This is a genomic window from Parafannyhessea umbonata (assembly GCF_900105025.1).
Lineage (GTDB): Bacteria > Actinomycetota > Coriobacteriia > Coriobacteriales > Atopobiaceae > Parafannyhessea > Parafannyhessea umbonata.
Genome location: NZ_LT629759.1, coordinates 112,268 through 129,957 on the forward strand (window position 1 = coordinate 112,268; position 17,690 = coordinate 129,957).

Consider the following 17,690-nt stretch of genomic DNA (forward strand, 5'->3'; position numbering starts at 1 on the left):
TCACGGGGATCTTCCCACGTGGCGCGGCCTTCGTTTGCGCTTCCTATTGGCTGGAGCGGCGCATGCCGTCACGCGCTTCGGCACGCCGCCGCGTGTCGCCTACTCGCCCTTGTGCTTGCCTGTCGAGAAGAGCGCGCCCAGCCGGTCGATGAACGACTCGCTCTTCGTGGCGCTGCCGCCCTTGGAGGACTTGGACTCGGACTTCGAGTCGCCCTTGGAGGCGTCGCCCTTCTCGCCCGTGGACTTCGCCTCTTTTACGCCGTCCACGACGTAGACAAACTGCACCTCGCTCACGTTGGTGTTCGACGGGTCCACGAACGAGTGCAGCTGGTAGTCCTGGCCGAGCTTCTGCCTGATGGTTTCCTTGAGCTTGTCGATGACCTTCTGGTCCAGTCCGTCGGTGGAGGACCTCAGCGTGTCGAGGCCGTCAGCGAGCGTGGCTGAGCCGCTCTGCGCCTGCGACGCCCCGCTCGCAAGCGTCTTGAGGCCGCCGTCGAGCGTGTGCGCGCCGGACGCGAGCTGGCCGGCACCGCTGTTGAGCCTCGTGGCGCCGGAGTCCAGCGTGTCGAGGCCGCCCTTGAGCCGCGACGCCCCGCCCGCGACCTGGCTTGCGCCGGATGCGGCCGCCGCGGCGCCGCCATCAAGCTGGCTGGCGCCGCTTGCGATGCCGGAAACCGCGCCGCCGATCGTGGTGGTGCCGCTCGTGGCCTTGAGCGAGCCCACGAGCGCGCTCACGCCGGACGATACCTGCGCCGCGCCGTCGGACAGCTGCTTGAGCTGCCCCAGGTCGATGGCTCCCAGCTGCTGCTGCGTCTTGCCCACAAGCTCCTGCGAGCCGTCGAGCACCTTCTGCGAGCTGGCCAGCACGTCCGAGGACTCGCCGGCAACGTCCCTGACGCCGTCCTGCATCTGCGAGAGTGTGCCCTTGAGCGCCTCCGCGTCCTTCTGGAGCTTCGCGCCTGCCGTCTGCATGCCCTGCAGAGAAGTGCCAAGGCCCTTGATCGTGGTGAGCGCGCTGCCGGAGTCGCCCGCCGCCTTGTCGGCATACGTCGACGCCGTGGCAGCGCAGCCCGACGCCGTGTCCGCGCCCTTCTCGGCGGCCTTTGCCTGCTCGTCCGCAGCTTGGACCTTTGCGCGCTGGTCTGCGGTGAGCGAGGTGTCCGCCAAGAGCGCGTCCAGCTGCTGGCTTGCGGAGTCTGCGCTCGCTGCGGCCGCGTCCGCCGCCTGCTTCGCGCCGTCCGCCTCCTGCTTGGAGACCGTGGCCTCTGCCTGTGCGGTGCCGGCGGACGTGCCTGCCTGCTGCAGCGCCGTTGTGAGGCCGCCCGTGCCCTGCTCGATCGCAGTGAGGTCTCTCTTGACGGCCTCGGCCTGCTGGATGGCGCCCTGCGCGGCGGAGGACATGGTGCCTGCCTGCGACTTGATGGTCGCGAGCTTCTGCTGGATGCCGTCGAGCGTCTGGCGCGTCTGGTTGAGGCCCTGGTTGACCGTGAGCAGCTGCTGGGGCAGGGTGGAGGAAAGCGCCTGGTACAGCTGCTGCGTGCCACCGGACACCTGCTTTGCGCCGGAGTCGAGCCTGTCGAACGTGCCGCTCTGGCTGCGCAGGGTGTCGCGTAGGGCGCCGGCGCCCTGGCTGAGCTGCCTTGCGCCCGCCGCGAGCTTCGCGTTGCCGCTGCTGAGGCTCGCGCTGCCGGATGCCAACGTGTCGGCGCCTGCGTCGAGCTTGCCCGTGCCGGCCTTTGCCTCGCGCGTGCCTGCGGCGAGTTGGTCCGCGCCCGCGGCGAGCGTGCCTGCGCCCGTGGCCGCCTGGCCGGCGCCGTTGGAGAGGAGCCCCAGGGCGTCCCGCAGCCTTGCGCCGCCCGCGTCCAGCTGCCCCACGCCGTCCTGCAGCTTGGCCGTGGCGCTCGTGAGCTCGGAGGTGTCGATCTTGCTGGCGTCCAGGTCCAAGTCGAGCGGCATGGCGGCTATCTGCCAGCCGCCGTACGTGAAGTCGTGCGCGTCGCCCGTGACGTGCCAGTCGCCGTTCTGGCCCGGGATGAGCACGTACGTGAGGACGGTGTTGCTGCCGCTGGTGGCAATGGTGGCGTTACTGGCCTGGTCAAGCTTGAAGTTCTGGTTGGGGAACGTGCCCTGCGCCTGCAGCAGGAAGCTCTTGGCAAAGTCTGCCGTGGCGGAGTCGTCGTCGAGGCCGTCCACCTTGAGCTCGATGTCGAGCTTGCCGCTCTTGCCCGCGAGCTTGCTTGGGCTCACGACCTTGCCGTCCAGCCGGTACGTTATCTGCACCTTCCAGGGGAGCTTGGTGTCCTTGCTCAGGTTGCCCTGGTAGTAGAAGGGCTCGCCCGCAACGGTCGTCAGGTCGACCTTGCCGTCACTCTGCTCCAGCTTCTTGTTGGTGGTGAGGTTCGTGAGCTTGTCGTAGGTGCCGGGGTCCTGGATGTCCGTCTTGCTGGGCGTCTCGAACGCGTTCACGACGTAGGATTCGCCGGACGCGCCCGTGGCGTCGGTCTTCGTGTACACGACCTCGCGCTTTGCCGTGGAGGCGGTGCTGGCCCCGTGCGTCACGCTCTTCTCGCCCGTGGAGCCCGTGGTGCCGGACTCCGCCGCGATGGCCTGCGTGGCACCAAACGGGATGGTCATGCTGAGGCCGAGCACCGCGCCAATGGCGCCGGCCGCGATTCTCTTTCCAAGGGGGATGGTGGATGCGTTCGTCTTGCTCATGTCTGTCACTCCGTTCGTGGGGATGTGCATTAGTTGGACGCCGGGGACGCCGGGGACGCCGCCGGCCGCTCGCTCTGGTCGCCGCGATAGAAGCCGATCTTGTGGCTGGTTACGCGCACGAGGCCGTCAAGCAGCGTGAACAGCAGCGGCAGCACAAAGAAGATCAGGATGACGCTGATGAGGGCGCCACGTGCGATGAGCATGCCCACCTGCTGAATCATGGGGCTGGACACGCTGAGGTAGATGCCCAGGCACGCCAGGATCAGGATGGAGCTCGACGTCATGATGGGCTGTGCGGTCTTCTCGATGGACTGGATGGAGGCGTCCGCCTTGGGCATGCGCCTGCGGCGCGCCAGGTACTCCTCCGTGAAGATGATGGCGTAGTCCACGGCGGCGCCCAGCTGCACGGCGTCTATCACGAGGAACGCGACGAAGTTGATGGTCTGTCCCATGAGGTAGGGGACGGCCTCGTTCATCCAGATGGAGACCTCGATCGCCATGATGAGGATGACGGGGATGGAGAGGGACTTGAACATCACGAGCAGCACGGCGCCAATTGCCAGGATCGAGGCGAGCTTCACCGTGGTGGAGTCCACGGACGTGACCGCCTTGATGTCCGCGTAGCTCACGGCGTTGCCCACGAGGCGGTACGTGCTGCCGTAGCGCGCCCTGCAGAGGCTGCGCACCCTCTTCACCAGGTCAAACGCCTGCCTCGACTCGTCCGGGATGCGCGACGTGAGGACGATGCGGCTGTAGCCGCCGCTAAAGAGCTGCTTGATCTGGCTCCTGTCTGCCAGCTGGCGGGGCAGGGCGGAGCTCGCGATGGTGGAGTACGAAAGCACGCTCTTGGTGGTGGGGAGCTTCTGGAGGTCCTCCACCAGGGCGTTCTCGTCGCCCCAGTGCTCGGCCGGCACCATGATGGCCCAGGTCTGCGACTCGCCAAACGCCTTGTCGATCACGTCGCCGTCGATCTTGACCTGCGAGGTGGGCGACATGTTGGCCGCGGAGCCGTACGTGAAGCTCACGGACTGCGACGCCAGAAGCGCCGGCACCGCCAGCACGGCCGCGATCGCGAGCGCGGGCACGGCGCCTGCGTGGCACACCTTCGCCATGCGGCGGAAGGAGCGGAAGAACGGCTTGTGCATGGTCTTCGCAACGAGCCCGCGCATGTCGTACAAGATGCACGGCATCAGGAGCGTGATGGAGAAGAACGAGCACACGATGCCCTTGGCCAGTGCTATGCCCATGTCCGCACCGATCAGGAACTGCATGGCGCCGAGCGAGAGGAAGCCGAAGAACGTGACGGCGGCGGAGCTGAGGATGACGGGGAACGACTTGGTCATGGCGGCCACCATGGCCTCGAACTGGTCGTCGGTTTCCTGCTGCGCGCGGCCGAAGTTCGTGAGCAGCACGATGGAGTAGTCCATGGAGACCGCGAGCTGCAGCACGCTCGCCACGAGCTGCGTGATGGAGGATATGGTGCCGCGGAAGACGTTCGTGCCCATGTTGAGCACGATCGCGACGCCGATGGTGAGGAGCATCACGATGGGGTGCAGGTAGCTGGTGGTGTTGAGCGCAACCACCACGAGCACCACGATCACGGCGATCGTCATGATCTTGCCCATGTCCGTGTTGATGGTGGCCATGTTGGCCGCGTCGTCCGCGGCCGAGCCGTCGATCGCGACGGTCCTTGCGCCGGGCACCGCCTTCGCGAGCGCGCGTATGTGGTCTATCTGGCCCTGCTTCACGCCCGACTTGAGCACGGCCTGGAACAGGTAGCCCTTGCCGTCGTACCAGTCGGCGATCGTGTCCGCGTCCTGGGTCTCGAGCGGCTGGTCAACGTCCACCTCGTCGCCGAGCCACGTGACAGAGATCACGTCCTTCTCGCCCTTGAGGCTCTTGTCGAGGGCCTTGGCGTCCGGCAGGCTGATGCCCGTGACGTAGACGCGCGCGTTCGTGATGTCGTTGCCGTAGACGCGCTTCATGGCGTCCAGGTCCTGCGACGACTTTGCCGTCGGCGGAAGGTAGTCGCTCATGTTCGCATCGATCTTAACCTGCGGAATCAGGCACGCGCATATGACCGCCAGCACCACGAACACGCCGACGACCACCCTGCGGTGCCTGAGGATCCCGCGAAACAGCCTCTCCATCCTCCCAGGCGCTCCTTTCGATCTCGTTCGCCGGTATGTCGCGCTACTCCGGTCGAACATCCGTCCTAAGACGCTCACATGTGGTAGAACATACACATGTTGAAAAATACCCAAGCACCTGGCGGGCACACGGCAGACTGGCTTTTTGAACAGCATTTCGAATCGTGTTTAAAACCCGACAGAGTGCCGCACAGGTGTGCGAGAGGAACGTGGCACCGTTCTGGTGCCGGGACACGTGGGAGGTAGCGTGGAAGCCATCAGAAACCGCAACGCGCAGAGGTCCGTCCGCCTTCTTGAGGAGGCCTTGACCCTGCTCATCGCCGAGAAGCCGTACGACAAGATCACCGTATCCGACATCACGCGCCGCGCGGACCTCAACCGCGGCACGTTCTACGCGCACTTCGACAGCGTGGACCAGCTGATGCGCCAGACGATGGAAGACCTGACGGAGAAGGTCTCCGCCTCCATAGACCCGCTGGTCACGAACGCGTTCTTTCAGGACCCGATGCCGTTTCTGCGCCAGATAAGCAACTTCGTGTGCGACAACCTCGCCCTCACGCACAAGCTCGTGGACAACGACCGCCTGGGGCCGTTCCTGGGCGCGCTCATGGACCGCATAGAGCGCCACCTGCACGATATCGCCCGGCGCGAGGACCCCAACGGCGGCAACTTCCCGCTGGAGACGGTGGACTTCCTGCTGGGGGGCATCCGCAACGCGTACGCCTCATGGCTGGAGGGCGCGTACGGAAACGAGGAGATAGACGACCTCAACCAGAGCCTGTGCGCGTTCATCAAGGCGATTGGCGTGGTGCTGGGGCAGCGCAAGAGCGAGCGCACCGCCGCGGACGCCGCTGACGGCGCGGACGGGGCGTAGCGCCGCGCTAGAGATCCAACAGCTCGAAGGACGAGAAGAGCTCGTCCGCGGCGGAGAGGTCCTGCGGGACGCTCGAGCCTGTGTATCCCAGCGTGTGGACGCCCGCGGCCTGCGCCGACGCCACGCCGGAGGGGGAGTCCTCGAACGCGACGGCCTCGTGCGCCGCGACCCCAAGCGCCTTAAGCGCGCGGGCGTACGGCTCCGGGTCCGGCTTGTGGCGCGCGACGTCGTCTCCGCCCACGACGAGGTCGACCAGGTCCAGCAGGCCCACGCGTCCCAGCGCCGTCACGACGAGGCGGTGCTCCGTGGTAGAAACGACGGCCACGCGCGTTCCGCCCGCACGCAGGCGTCCCATGAGCTCGCGCGCGCCGGGGGACGCCTCGAGCGGCATCTCCTCGTAGATCACGTCGCTGGGGCGGCGGTGCGCGAAGAACTCCGCTGCGCTCACGTCCATGCCGTGTGCCCGGAAGAGGGCCGGGATCGACTCGAGGCCGTCGGTCCCGGCGAGCGAGTTCTTCTCGCCCTGCGTGGGCGTGATGCCAAAGTGGGCGTAGGCTTCGTCGTCGAGCTCGATGCCAAGGCGCTCCGTGTCTGCGAGCGTGCCGTCGAAGTCGAAGAGCGCCGCCTGTATGCGCGTGGGCCTTGGTATCGCCATGGTGTCTCCCGTCGGTGTGGTGCCGGTGTGATGGCGTCCATTGTAGCGTGGCGACGAGTTTTGCTCGGGAGCGACAAGTCGTGATGCGTGCGCTCTATATTTCGACTTATGGATTAAGTCAAAATATAGATAGCTCATAATTTGAGTTGCGTGGTAAGTCATGACATAAGGGGTAGCGGCGTCGCTGCGAGTGAGGAGGAGCTGTGCCCAGCGAGTACGCAGAGCTCATGAACGCGATATTCAGGGACAGGCCGTGGGACGCGTCCCCGGAGGCGCACACGCACGAAGACCGGGACGGCGCCCCTGCCAGGCGGCCGCCGCGCACGCCCAAGGGCGTGACGGTCGAGAAGATCGACCTCAACGGGCTGGGGGGCGAGCGGCTGACGAAGCGGGGCAACGCGGGCTGGGTGCTCTACGTGCACGGCGGCGGGTACATGTCAGGCTCTGCGCGCGAGCGCCGCGAGGTGTGCCAGTACATCGCGGACATGCACGGCCGCAACGTGATGAGCTGCAACTACCGCCTTGCCCCCGAGCACCTGTGGCCCGCGCAGATCGACGACACGCTCGCGGCGTGGGAGGGCGTACTCGCGCGGGGCGTCGACGCGGCAGACGTGATCGTCGCCGGAGAGTCCGCGGGCGGCACGCTGGCCCTCTCGCTCGCGTTCGCGCTCAAGGAGCGCGGTATGGCGCAGCCCGGAGGCATCATGGCGCTGTCGCCCTCCGTCACGCAGGCGGAGAGCCTCCCGTCGCACTCCGCCAACGTCGCCACGGACTACCTGCTGCGCGACGCGGTCGAGAAGGGCGCCCTCCGCATGGTGTATGGCGGCTCGGAATGCACGGAGGCGTTCCTGCGCAGTCCCGTGGTGTCCCCGCTGTACGGCGACTTTGCGGGCCTGCCGCCGGTCTTTCTCTCCGCATCTGACACGGAGTGCCTGGTGGATGACGCACGCGTGCTCTACCAGCGGCTTTGCGAGGCGGGACACCCTGCGGCGCTCGACATTCGGCACGGGTGTCCCCACGCCTTCCAGATGTTTCCCCGTATGCCGGAGGCGCGCGACGCCCTTGCCGCGGGCTTTGCGTTCTTCGACCGGCACGCGCGGACGTAGCGCGCTCCGCGCAGCCCTGCTACAGGCCCTGGATCTGGCAGGAGCGCATGGTCTCGAGCGCGGCCTCGTGCTTCTGCGGCGTGACGCCGGCGCAGCACGCGGGGTCCACGGAGATGCGCGCCTCTGGCAGCACGGCCTTCAGCAAGAGCGCGTTCGACACGACGCAGATGTCGGTGCACAGGCCCACGAGCTCAAGCTGCAGCTCCTCGTGCTGCGCCATCTGCCGCACGGCGCGCGCGAGCTCCGTCGAGCCAAACGTGGGCTTGTCGAACACGTGGTCCGCGGGCACGAGCTCCGCGACCTCCGACCGCAGCCGCCAGCCGTCCGTCCCCTTGATGCAGTGGGGGACGGGCAGATACGTGCCCTCCTGGGTGGAAAGGTAGTCTGCGGGGTGCGTGTCGCGCGTGGCGAACACGTCGCACGCGGGGTACGAGCGGATCTTCCGCACGACGGCCGGCACGATGGCCTGGGCCTCCGGCGTGCCGAGCGCGCCGTCGATGAAGTCGTTCTGCATGTCGATCACGATCAGGATTCTGCGCATGGTGCCTCCCTCTGCGGGCGGGCCGCCGTGGCCCGCGTCCCTTGCTACCGACATGCTACCGCGTGCCGCGCGACCGCGGCGCGGGCGGCTACAATGGCATCGCGCGGGCGTCCGTGGGGGACGCCGCGACGGCGTGAGGGGGCTGGCGTGTCTGACGATGCTACCGCAAGGGCGGGCGTGAAGGTGAGCGAGGGCTACATGCCCTTTGGCGAGTGGCAAACGTACTTTCGCGTCGCGGGCGACGTGCAGGCGGGGCTTGCCGCGGGCAAGGCGCCGCTTGTGTGCCTGCACGGAGGGCCGGGCTCCACGCACAACTACATGGAGCTGCTTGACCCGCTGGCCGCCGACGGCCGCGCCGTCATAAGCTACGACCAGCTGGGCTGTGGCAACTCGTACGTGGAGGGGCACCCGGAGCTGTGGCGCGCAAGGACCTGGGTGGACGAGCTCGAGGCGCTCGTGGCGTATCTGGGGCTCACCCGCTTCCATCTGCTGGGGCAGTCGTGGGGCGGCATGCTCGAGATAACGTATCTGGTGGAGCGCCAGCCCGCCGGCGTGCTGAGCGCGACCCTCAGCAGCACGCTGCCGTCCTCGCAGCTGTGGGGGCGCGAGCAGCACCGCATGGCAAGGATGCTTCCCGAGCAGGAGTGGCACGCGCTTGAGCGCGCCGAGGAGACCGGCCGCTTCGAGGGCGAGGCGTACCAGCGCGCGATCGACCACTACATGCAGCTGCACTGCGCGGACCTCGCGTACGGTCCGGACGCGCCGGAGTGCCTGCGTCGCCCCAAGCGCAGCGGCACGGAGTCGTACGTGACGGCGTGGGGTCCCAACGAACTCACGCCGCAGGGCACGCTGCGCGATTGGAACTACACGGACCGGCTGGACCAGATCCACGTGCCCACCCTCGTGGTGAGCGGCACGGACGACCTGTGCACGCCGCTTGTTGCCAAGACCATGGCGGACGGCATCCCCGGCGCGCGCTGGGAGCTGTTCGAGGGGTGCCGCCACATGTGCTATGCGGACGACACCCCTCGCTACCTGCGCATGATGCGCTCGTGGCTTGCCGCAAACGACTAGCCGGCCCGGCGGGCAGCCGCTACGCCACGCTCAGGATCACGGTCGCAAACGGCGGCAGCGTGCACGTGAGCACGTGCGTGCTTGCGTCCAGCGCCACGGCCTCGGTGCCGCGCGGCGTGGTGCCGGCGTACACGTCCCAGTCGCTGTCGAGAAGGACCTCGGCCTTTGCCGCGCCAGGCACCTCTACCTCGTAGCCCTCCTGGGTTGCGCCAGAGAGGTTCAGCACCGCGACGATGCGCTCGCCCGTCGCCGGCTGCGCCTGCGCGCCCCCGTCCTTCTCGCCCGCGGGCGCGTTCGCGCCTTCGTCCGCCGCGGCCGATCGGCGCTCGATGGCGTAGGTGCAGCGCTCCGTGGACGCGACGTCCAGCCACGTAAAGCCGTGCTCGGCGTAGTCCTCCTGCCACAGGGCCGGGTGGTCCAGGTACAGGTGGTTCAGGTCCGTGCAGAAGCGGTAGAACGCTTCGTGCTTGGGGAACTTGCGCATGAACCAGTCCTGCTCGCGGCGCTCGTCCCACTCGCGCAGCTGCGCCACCTCGGACCCCATGAAGTTCAGCTTCTTGCCGGGGTGCACCATCATGTAGCAGTACAGCGAGCGCGCCTGCGGGAACTTGAGGTCGCCCTCGCCCCACATCTTCTGGGCGATGGTGGCCTTGCCGTGGACCACCTCGTCGTGGCTGAGCGGCAGCAGGTAGCGCTCGTTCCTAAAGTACATCATGCTGAAGCTGAGCTTGTGGTAGTTGCCGCTGCGGAAGTACGGGTCAAGCTGGAAGTAGGAGAGCGTGTCGTGCATCCAGCCCATGTCCCACTTGTAGTCGAAGCCCAGGCCGCCCTGCTCCACGGGGCGGGTGGTGCCCTCGTAGTCCGTGGAGTCCTCCGCGATGGTGAACGTGCCCGGGTTGAGCGACTTCACGCCGGAGTTCAGGCGCTTCATGAACTCGACGTTCTGGTTGTTCACGCCGCGGGACTCGTCGCCCTGCCAGTAGATGATGCGGCTGATGGCGTCCATGCGCACCGCGTCGAAGTGGTAGCAGCCCAGCCAGAAGTTCACGGAGCTCTGCATGAAGCTGCACGACTCCCCGCGGCTGTACATGAAGTTGTGACTGCCCCACTCGCTCACGCCCACTGCCCGGTTGGGGTACTCGAAGAGCGGCGTGCCGTCGTAGTTGGCGAGGCCCCACGCGTCCGTGGCAAAGTGCACGGGCACCACGTCCAGGATGCAGCCGATGCCGGCCTGGTGCAGCGTGTCCACTAGGCGCATGAGCTGCTGCGGCGTGCCGTAGCGGCTCGTGGGGCTGAAGAACCCCGTGGGCTGGTAGCCCCACGATCCGTCGAACGGGTACTCGCACAGGGGCATGAACTCAACGTAGTTGTAGCCGGCCTCCTTTAGGTACTCCGCCAGCGGCTCTGCCAGCTCCTCGTAGGTGTACCAGTCCGCCGGGTCGTCCGAGGGCTTGTCGCCGGAGCGCTTGCGCCACGATCCCACGTGCATCTCGTACACGTTCAAGGGCCCGTCCAGCTGGCGGTTGCGCCGCGTGCGCCCCTCCATCCACGCGGCGTCGCCCCACTCGTAGGCGAGGTCCCACACGATGGAGCGGTGGCGCGGCCTCAGCTCTGACGCAAACGCGTACGGGTCCGCGTGGTCCACGTAGCCGCCGCCGTGGTAGATGCGGTACTCGTAGTGGTCGCCCGCCTTGGCGCCGGGAACCTCCGCCTCCCAGAAGTTGCCGTCCTGCGCACGGTGCATCTCGTGCGGGCCGTCGTCCAGAAGCACGACGATGCCGTCCGCCGCGGGCGCGAACGTCCGGAAGACGACGCCGCCGGGCGTGGCATGCGCGCCCAGGTGGTCCTGCGCATAGAACTCGGTGCCGCGATAGAAGTTCTGGATGTCCATGCTCTTCCTTCCTTATGGGTGGGGCTCCCCGGCAGGGGGGCGCGTCTCTTACGAGAGGAACGTGTCTCCCGGGTCCTGTACGCTGATGGGGATCATCGGGATGCGGCTCGCGGGGCCCTTCTCGTCCGACGCGGCGCTCGTGCCGAAGGTGGAGGCGTCCGCCTCCAGGATGTCGCGCGCGGGGTCCGGGTACAGCGGGTCCTCGTCCGGCGCGATGGCGTCCAGCACCCACGCGTCGTCCACGCGGTCGAGCGCCGCTGCGTCCAGGCTCACCCAGCTCTGGCAGTGGTCGATCACCGCACTGTCGTTCGTGGCCACGTACGCGCGGCCCGCGAGCTCGTTGTCCACGTTGTCCACGAGGGCCGCCTGCACCTTGGGCAGGTTGGGCTGGATGTTTGCCAGGGCGCGCACGTAGTCCGCTATCGTCTTCGCAAGGCGGCCGGAGTTGCGCACCGGGCGGTCGAAGTAGAACGTGGCCGATGCCACCTGCGCCTCGGTCAGGAGGTCGAGCACCAGGTCGATGGCCTGCATCGTCTGCTCCACGGAGCGGTACGTGCCGTTTATGCCCGCAAGGTCGCGGATGGCGCCGTCCTGCGCGCGGATGAGCGGGGAGCGCACGAGCGCCACCTCGAGAGGCACGATCACGTTGAAGCCGTCTATGCACACGTCGCGCCCGCGCAGGTCCTCGAGCTTCAGGTGCTTCGCGGCGCGCGCGGCCCGCTTCGCCTCGCCGCTCACGCCACGGTTCAGAAACAGCCGCTGGCGCGTGGTGAACTGGTAGCGGTTGCCCACGAACTCCACGGCCGTCTCGCGCGGGTAGCCGCGGTCCAGCAGAAACGACAGCTCGGCCGCCGCGCGTTGCAGGGTCTCCATCGACTCCGTGCCAAAGTCCTTCTCGTCCGTGGGCTGGTACCCGCGGCGAGGCGCGGCCGCACCGTCCGTCAGGGTGCCGTCGCTTGCGTTTTCGTTGCTATGGGTGATGTCGTATGACATGGGATGCTCCTTGGTTTGCCGGCGTTTCGCACGGATACTCCTAGTCTACCCATCGCGCGCCCGCCCGTGTGCCGTGGCGCAACTTCCCACACGCCGCTCGGCAGGCTTTCCGCACGGCGTGCGCGGCACGCGCGCCGCCTGGACGTGCCGCCTACGCGCCTGCGCCCATGCCCGCAAATCCCGTCTGGCGCAGCGCCTCGTACAGCACGACGGCGACCGCGTTCGAGAGGTTGAGCGCGCTTATGCGCCAGTCGTCCACGTTCACGAAGTTGCCGCAGATGTCCTGCCGCGCAAGGGGAGAAGCGCCGGCCCCCGCGCTCGCGGCCGCGTCCCCAAGCGAGGCCTCGTGCGCGGCCCACGCGTCGCGGTTGGAGAGCGACCTCGCGTCCGGAAGCATGGGGATGCGCTCGCAGCTTGCGGGGTGCGCGGCGAGCACCTGCTCGGGGATGCCGGTGCTCTCGGATCCAAACACCAGGAAGTCGCCGTCGCGGTACGTGGACTCGGCGTACGTGCGTCGCGCCTTCTTCGTCAGCAGATGCAGCCCGGGCGTGCCTGCGGGCGCGTTGCCCGCGGTCGCGGCTCCGTCACCCTGGCCGCGCGCGCCGTCGTCCCCGCCCGCAAGGCCGTTCCGTCGCAGGAACTCGTCCCAGCTGGCATAGCGCGTGACGTCCAGGTTTGGCCAGTAGCCAAGGCCGGCGCGGCGCAGCATGCGGCTGTCCAGGCTAAAGCCCAGGGGCTCCACCAGGTGCAGGCGCGATCCCGTGAGCACGCACGTGCGCCCTATGTTTCCCGTGTTCGCCGGGATCTCCGGCGCGTAGAGCACGATGTTGAACACCAGCGATGCCTCCCGTCCCGCCCGGCGCGCGCCCTGCGCGCCCGCGGCCATCTACGCGGCCCCATGGCGCGCGTCTCCGTCCCAGCATCATAGGCGCATTCCCCCTGCGCGCGCACGCCGCGCCGCCGCAGTGGTATCGTGACGTGACGGCGCCGTCGGCCCGCGCGCAAGCCGCGTGGCCGAGTACGGCGCATCCGGGAGGGAGGCACCATGATCAGGCTGTTCGCGTCGGACCTCGACGGCACCCTCCTCAACGCGCTGCACCGCACGGACCCGGTGGTGCTGCGCTCCATAGCCCGCGTGCGCCAGGCTGGCCTGCGCTTCTCGCTCGCAACGGGGCGCACGCTCAGGAGCGGCCGCCAGATGGGCTTTGCGGGCAACGTGTGCGTCGTGTGCGCAAACGGCGCCATCGTGCTGGACGAGGGCGGCGCCCCCATCCGCACCCGCAGTCTGGATCCCGCCTTCGTGCAGGAGCTCGCCGCGGCGTTTCCCACGGCGCCGCTCGAGTTCGTGACGGTCGCGCACACCTACCACCTGCAGAGCCTGGAGCAGCACCGCGCGTCCTTTGGCAACGCGCCGCTCGCCCGGCGGCTCCTCATGCGCGCGCCGGGGCTCGTCGGGCCTCCGGAGCACGTGTATAACGTCACGCGTGCCCAGCTCGCCTCGCTCGACGTGCTGAAGGTGAACGCCCACCTCCAGGGACCGGGCCTCGCCCAGGACGTCCACGCGTTTCTCGCCCGGCATGCCGACGTCGCCACCAACGCGCCGTTCGACCCGTGCATGTTCGAGATAACGGCCGCCGGCGTCAACAAGGGGGAGGCCCTCGCGTGGCTGGCCGCGCGCCTGGGCATCGCGGAGGACGAGGTGGCCGTCTACGGCGACGGCGGAAACGACGTGGTGATGCTGGAGCGCTTCAGGCACGCGTACGCCACGGAAAACGGCTCGCCCGCGGCCAAGCGCGCCGCCGGCACCGTCATCGGGTCGTGCGCCACGTACGCCGTGCCGCGCCACGTGGTGCGGACGCTTCGTGCGCAGGGGTCGCTTTGCGCCGCGCGCTAGCACCAACGGATATACTGTCAAAACGACTGTCGAAACGTACACGGCGCCGCACGGGCGCCTTGGGGCCGCGCAAACGCGGCCGGGAAGGAGCCCACATGATCAAGGAACTCTGCAAGGACGAGGCGATCCTCTCCAAGAGGTGCGAGCGCGCCACCGCAAAGGACGCGCCCGTCGCGCAGGACCTCATCGACACCATGCACTCGCTCGAGGACTGCGGCTGCCTCGCCGCAAACCAGATCGGCGTCACCAAGGCCGTCGTCGTCTTCCAGGATGATGCTGGGGAGGACCACGTGCTCTACAACCCCCGCATCATGATGGGCCTGCGCGCCGCGAAGATGGTCGAGGGCTGCATGACGCGCGACGAGCCGTCCAAGGTCACGCGCTACCAGAAGGTGAAGGTCAGCTTCGACGAGCTGGTCGACGGCGAGCTCAAGCCGCGCCGCCGCGACTACACGGGCTTCGAGGCCCAGATGATCCAGCACATGTGCGACCACTGCCAGGGCAAGCTGGTCTAGCGGCCCGTATCCGCGGGGCCGGCGCGCGCCCGGCAAGGTGCCAACCCGCAAAAGCGCCAAGGGAGAAGAACGTGCCATCCTCAGTCGCAGACGCCAACGAGCGTGCGATCTACTCGCTCATCTGCAGCGAGGACGGCCTGAGGGCGCGTGACGTCGCCCGCAGGCTCGGCATCGACCGCACGACGGTCAACCGCTACCTGTACGCGTCGCCCTTTGTGCGGGACCTCTGCTATCGCGACGACGCCTACCTGTGGTACGGCCTCATCGGGCAGACGGTCCCGCATCACGGCCTCGGCGAGTTTTGTGGCTGGTACGGCACGGTGGGGGAGTTCCTCGCGCAGGACCGCGACGCGTGGCTGGCCGAGCTCAAGCGCGGCTGCGCGCGCATCGGGCGCAACCTCAATAACGCGCGCGGACTCTTCCACTCGTTTCTGGACACCCACGACACCATGGCCTCGCTCTTCTCGGACCTGCGCCAGCTGGGGTCGCCGGACCCCACCAGCTGGGAGCTCTGCTTCGAGCTGCGCATACGCCGCGCACGCCACGTGCGGATCTACGCGGACGTGTTGCTGCTGGTGCCGCCCACGTCAGCGGCCACAGCCACGGGCGCGCCAGGGCCTCCCGCGTCCGCGCGGCCGGGCTACGCGTTCAGCCTCGAGTTCAAGATGAAGGACGCCATCGACCAGGCAGAGGTCGACCAGGCCGCAAAGTACGTGCCGTACCTTGAGGTCGTGCTCGGCCCCACGTACAACGTCGTCGCGGCGCTCGTGCTCACGTCCGCCCGCGACCTGTACACCCACGCGCGCATCTCGCGCAGCACGGCGGAGGTGTCCGTCGCATCCGGTGATATGCTGTTCAACGTGCTCGACGAGTACTTGGGCTTCCTGTCCTAGGCCCGGGCGGGCGCGCGTCGCAAACCACGAGCAAGAACCACCGGCCGTCAAACGCCAACCGCCGATAGCCAACTGCCAGGAGGCTCCCATGAAGGCAATGCGCAGGAAGGACCGTTCCGTCACCGATCCCAAAAGGATCGAGCGTATCCTCTTGGCGGCGCGCATCGTGCACCTGGGGCTCGTGGATGGCGGCCACCCATACGTGGTGCCGCTGCACTACTGCTACGAGTACGCCGGCGCGGACCTCACGCTGTACATGCACTCCGCGCGCAGCGGCCGCAAGATAGACGTGATAGGCGCAGGCGCCCCGTGCTTTGTCGAGCTCGAGTGCGACGTCGATCTGGACGACGGCGGCAGCACTCCCTACGATCAGGCCTGCAAGTACGGCTCGTTCTACTCCAGCGTCATGGGCGAGGGCACGGCCTCCCTGGTCACGGACGAGGACGAGAAAGTCCACGCCCTCAGGCTCCTCATGCGCCAGCAGACGGGCCGCAGCTTCCCGATCACCCGCCTCATGGCCAAGCCCGTCGCCGTCATACGCGCGCACATTCCCGCAGACGCGCTCACCGCAAAGGCCCACATGCGCAAGTAGGACCCCCACCGCTCAAATGCGTTGGCAGCGTGTCGATAAAATTGAACCCATGAGTTCAAAATCGTTGTGCTAAAGTGTCCGTAGTTCAATTTAAGAATTGAACTACGGACATCTGCGTTAGATTGAAATTGAACTTCGAAAGGTCGGACATGTCCCACAACCTCTTCAGCGATCGGCTTGCGGAAGCGATGGAGAAGGGCGGCCTCCGCCAGTCGGACCTCATCCGCATCGCGGCGGAGCAGGGCCACAAGCTCGGCAAGAGCCAGCTGAGCCAGTACCTCAGCGGCAAGGTGACGCCTCGGGCCCAGGCGGTGGTCATTCTCGCCCAGGCGCTGGGCGTGAGCGAGGAGTGGCTTGCGGAGGGCGAGGCCGCGTCGCAGCCAGAGGCGGTTGCGCAAGAGGCTGCCACGCCCGATGCCGTCGCACAGTCGGCACCGCGCGGGGAGGAAAGACGGGAGCCCGAAGAGGGCTCGATGGGCACGAAAACGATGGAGAAGGGCACTGCCGCCGGCAGGCAAGGGGAAGGAAGCTCCATGCGTCAGTTCACGAAGTCCCACAAGCTCGACAACGTCCTGTACGACATCCGCGGGCCCGTCCTGGACGAGGCCTACCGCATGGAGGACCAGGGCATCCATGTGCTCAAGCTCAACATCGGCAACCCGGCCCCGTTTGGCTTCCGCACGCCGGACGAGGTCGTGAAGGACATGCAGGACCAGCTCACGGACTGCGAGGGCTACTCCAACAGCCGCGGCCTCTTTACCGCGCGCAAGGCCATCATGCAGTACGACCAGCTCAAGGGCATCCCCAACGTGGACGTCGAGGACATCTACACCGGCAACGGCGCGTCCGAGCTCATCCAGCTTGCCATGAACGCCTTCATGAACGAGGGAGACGAGATCCTGGTCCCGAGCCCGGACTACCCGCTGTGGACCGCGTGCGCCACGCTGGCCGGCGGCACGGCCGTGCACTACATCTGCGACGAGAAGGCCAACTGGTACCCCGACATCGAGGACATCAAGAGCAAGGTCACGCCGCGCACCAAGGGCATCGTCGTGATCAACCCCAACAACCCCACGGGCGCCCTGTACCCGCGCGAGGTGCTGCAGCAGATCGTGGACGTGGCGCGCGAGCACCAGCTCGTGATCTTTGCGGACGAGATCTACGACCGCCTGGTGATGGACGGCAAGGAGCACGTCTCCATCGCGAGCCTCGCGCCCGACCTCTTCTGCATTACGTTCAACGGCCTCTCCAAGAGTCACATGGTCGCGGGCTACCGCATTGGCTGGATGAGCCTCTCGGGCAACAAGCGCATCGCCAAGGACCTGATCGACGGCATCAACATGCTGTCCAACATGCGCCTGTGCTCCAACGTGCCCGCGCAGTCCATCGTGCAGACCTGCCTGGGCGGCATCCAGCGCTCGCAGCAGCTGCTCAAGCCGGGCGGCCGCATCTACGAGCAGCGCGAGTACGTGTACGACCGCCTCTCGCACATGGATGGCGTCACCGTCACCAAGCCGGAGGCCGCGTTCTACATCTTCCCGCGCCTGGACCCGGACAAGTTCCACATCACGGACGACGACCAGTTCGCGCTCGACCTGCTGAAGGACAAGCACGTGCTCGTGACGGCCGGCAAGGGCTTCAACTGGGAGACGCCCGGCTACTTCCGCATCGTCTACCTGCCGCGCAAGCACACGCTACACGATGCCATGGACGCCCTCGAGGACTTCCTCGGCTACTACCACCAATAAGTCCTGGGGGATGTAACCAAGCGAGCGCCATGTCCGGCTGGGCATGGCG

Annotated in this window: 15 protein-coding genes; 8 read left to right on the forward strand and 7 right to left on the reverse strand. The window is 67.5% G+C overall.

Going from position 1 to position 17,690, the window contains the following annotated elements; all coding sequences use genetic code 11:
• Positions 1 to 99: 99 nt before the first annotated feature.
• Together BLT96_RS00600 and BLT96_RS00605 are read right to left on the reverse strand one after the other, a co-directional pair.
• Positions 100 to 2,715, reverse strand: coding sequence for a hypothetical protein (locus BLT96_RS00600; RefSeq protein ID WP_172824959.1), 2,616 nt, complete (start codon positions 2,713 to 2,715; stop codon positions 100 to 102).
• 29 nt (positions 2,716 to 2,744) lie between these two features.
• Positions 2,745 to 4,865, reverse strand: coding sequence for an efflux RND transporter permease subunit (locus tag BLT96_RS00605; protein ID WP_172824960.1), 2,121 nt, complete (start codon positions 4,863 to 4,865; stop codon positions 2,745 to 2,747).
• 247 nt (positions 4,866 to 5,112) lie between these two features.
• Here BLT96_RS00605 and BLT96_RS00610 point away from each other — a divergent pair, with 247 nt between their 5' ends.
• Complete coding sequence (locus tag BLT96_RS00610; protein ID WP_157692077.1) at positions 5,113 to 5,739, forward strand: TetR/AcrR family transcriptional regulator; 627 nt, start codon at positions 5,113 to 5,115, stop codon at positions 5,737 to 5,739.
• Between the two features lie 7 nt (positions 5,740 to 5,746).
• Here the strand turns inward: BLT96_RS00610 and BLT96_RS00615 are convergent, their stop codons facing one another.
• Entirely contained in the window at positions 5,747 to 6,394 is a 648-nt protein-coding gene (locus BLT96_RS00615) for an HAD family hydrolase (protein WP_090846588.1), read from the reverse strand.
• A 203-nt stretch (positions 6,395 to 6,597) separates the two neighbouring features.
• On the opposite strand from BLT96_RS00615, the gene BLT96_RS00620 reads away from it, so the two are divergent.
• Positions 6,598 to 7,500, forward strand: coding sequence for an alpha/beta hydrolase (locus BLT96_RS00620; RefSeq protein WP_090861175.1), 903 nt, complete (start codon positions 6,598 to 6,600; stop codon positions 7,498 to 7,500).
• Between the two features lie 19 nt (positions 7,501 to 7,519).
• Here BLT96_RS00620 and BLT96_RS00625 read toward each other — a convergent pair whose 3' ends face one another.
• Positions 7,520 to 8,041, reverse strand: a complete 522-nt coding sequence (locus BLT96_RS00625; protein ID WP_090861176.1) for a cysteine hydrolase family protein — start codon at positions 8,039 to 8,041, stop codon at positions 7,520 to 7,522.
• Between the two features lie 147 nt (positions 8,042 to 8,188).
• Here BLT96_RS00625 and pepI point away from each other — a divergent pair, with 147 nt between their 5' ends.
• Positions 8,189 to 9,115 (forward strand): proline iminopeptidase, encoded by a 927-nt coding sequence (gene pepI, locus BLT96_RS00630; RefSeq protein ID WP_245719286.1) that lies wholly within the window; start codon positions 8,189 to 8,191, stop codon positions 9,113 to 9,115.
• A 19-nt stretch (positions 9,116 to 9,134) separates the two neighbouring features.
• Here pepI and glgB read toward each other — a convergent pair whose 3' ends face one another.
• The 3 genes from glgB to BLT96_RS00645 all read right to left on the reverse strand — a co-directional run bounded on the left by glgB (position 9,135) and on the right by BLT96_RS00645 (position 12,834).
• Positions 9,135 to 11,006: a 1,4-alpha-glucan branching protein GlgB gene (glgB, locus tag BLT96_RS00635; protein WP_090861178.1), complete on the reverse strand. Its 1,872-nt coding sequence runs from the start codon at positions 11,004 to 11,006 to the stop codon at positions 9,135 to 9,137.
• 48 nt (positions 11,007 to 11,054) lie between these two features.
• Positions 11,055 to 11,999: a DUF434 domain-containing protein gene (locus tag BLT96_RS00640; protein WP_090846576.1), complete on the reverse strand. Its 945-nt coding sequence runs from the start codon at positions 11,997 to 11,999 to the stop codon at positions 11,055 to 11,057.
• A gap of 151 nt (positions 12,000 to 12,150) precedes the next feature.
• Positions 12,151 to 12,834: a tRNA (cytidine(34)-2'-O)-methyltransferase gene (locus BLT96_RS00645; protein WP_090864055.1), complete on the reverse strand. Its 684-nt coding sequence runs from the start codon at positions 12,832 to 12,834 to the stop codon at positions 12,151 to 12,153.
• Positions 12,835 to 13,044: 210 nt separating this feature from the next.
• Here BLT96_RS00645 and BLT96_RS00650 point away from each other — a divergent pair, with 210 nt between their 5' ends.
• The 5 genes from BLT96_RS00650 to BLT96_RS00670 all read left to right on the forward strand — a co-directional run bounded on the left by BLT96_RS00650 (position 13,045) and on the right by BLT96_RS00670 (position 17,641).
• Positions 13,045 to 13,893 (forward strand): HAD family hydrolase, encoded by an 849-nt coding sequence (locus BLT96_RS00650; protein WP_090861179.1) that lies wholly within the window; start codon positions 13,045 to 13,047, stop codon positions 13,891 to 13,893.
• Positions 13,894 to 13,988: 95 nt separating this feature from the next.
• A complete protein-coding gene (locus BLT96_RS00655; RefSeq protein ID WP_090861180.1) occupies positions 13,989 to 14,408 on the forward strand; it encodes a peptide deformylase in 420 nt (139 codons plus the stop codon).
• A gap of 71 nt (positions 14,409 to 14,479) precedes the next feature.
• Positions 14,480 to 15,301: a winged helix-turn-helix domain-containing protein gene (locus BLT96_RS00660; RefSeq protein WP_090861181.1), complete on the forward strand. Its 822-nt coding sequence runs from the start codon at positions 14,480 to 14,482 to the stop codon at positions 15,299 to 15,301.
• Between the two features lie 88 nt (positions 15,302 to 15,389).
• Positions 15,390 to 15,893 (forward strand): pyridoxamine 5'-phosphate oxidase family protein, encoded by a 504-nt coding sequence (locus tag BLT96_RS00665; protein ID WP_197674371.1) that lies wholly within the window; start codon positions 15,390 to 15,392, stop codon positions 15,891 to 15,893.
• A 149-nt stretch (positions 15,894 to 16,042) separates the two neighbouring features.
• On the forward strand, positions 16,043 to 17,641 hold the full coding sequence (locus tag BLT96_RS00670) for an aminotransferase class I/II-fold pyridoxal phosphate-dependent enzyme (RefSeq protein WP_090861182.1): 1,599 nt from the start codon (positions 16,043 to 16,045) through the stop codon (positions 17,639 to 17,641).
• The last annotated feature ends 49 nt before the right edge of the window (positions 17,642 to 17,690 follow it).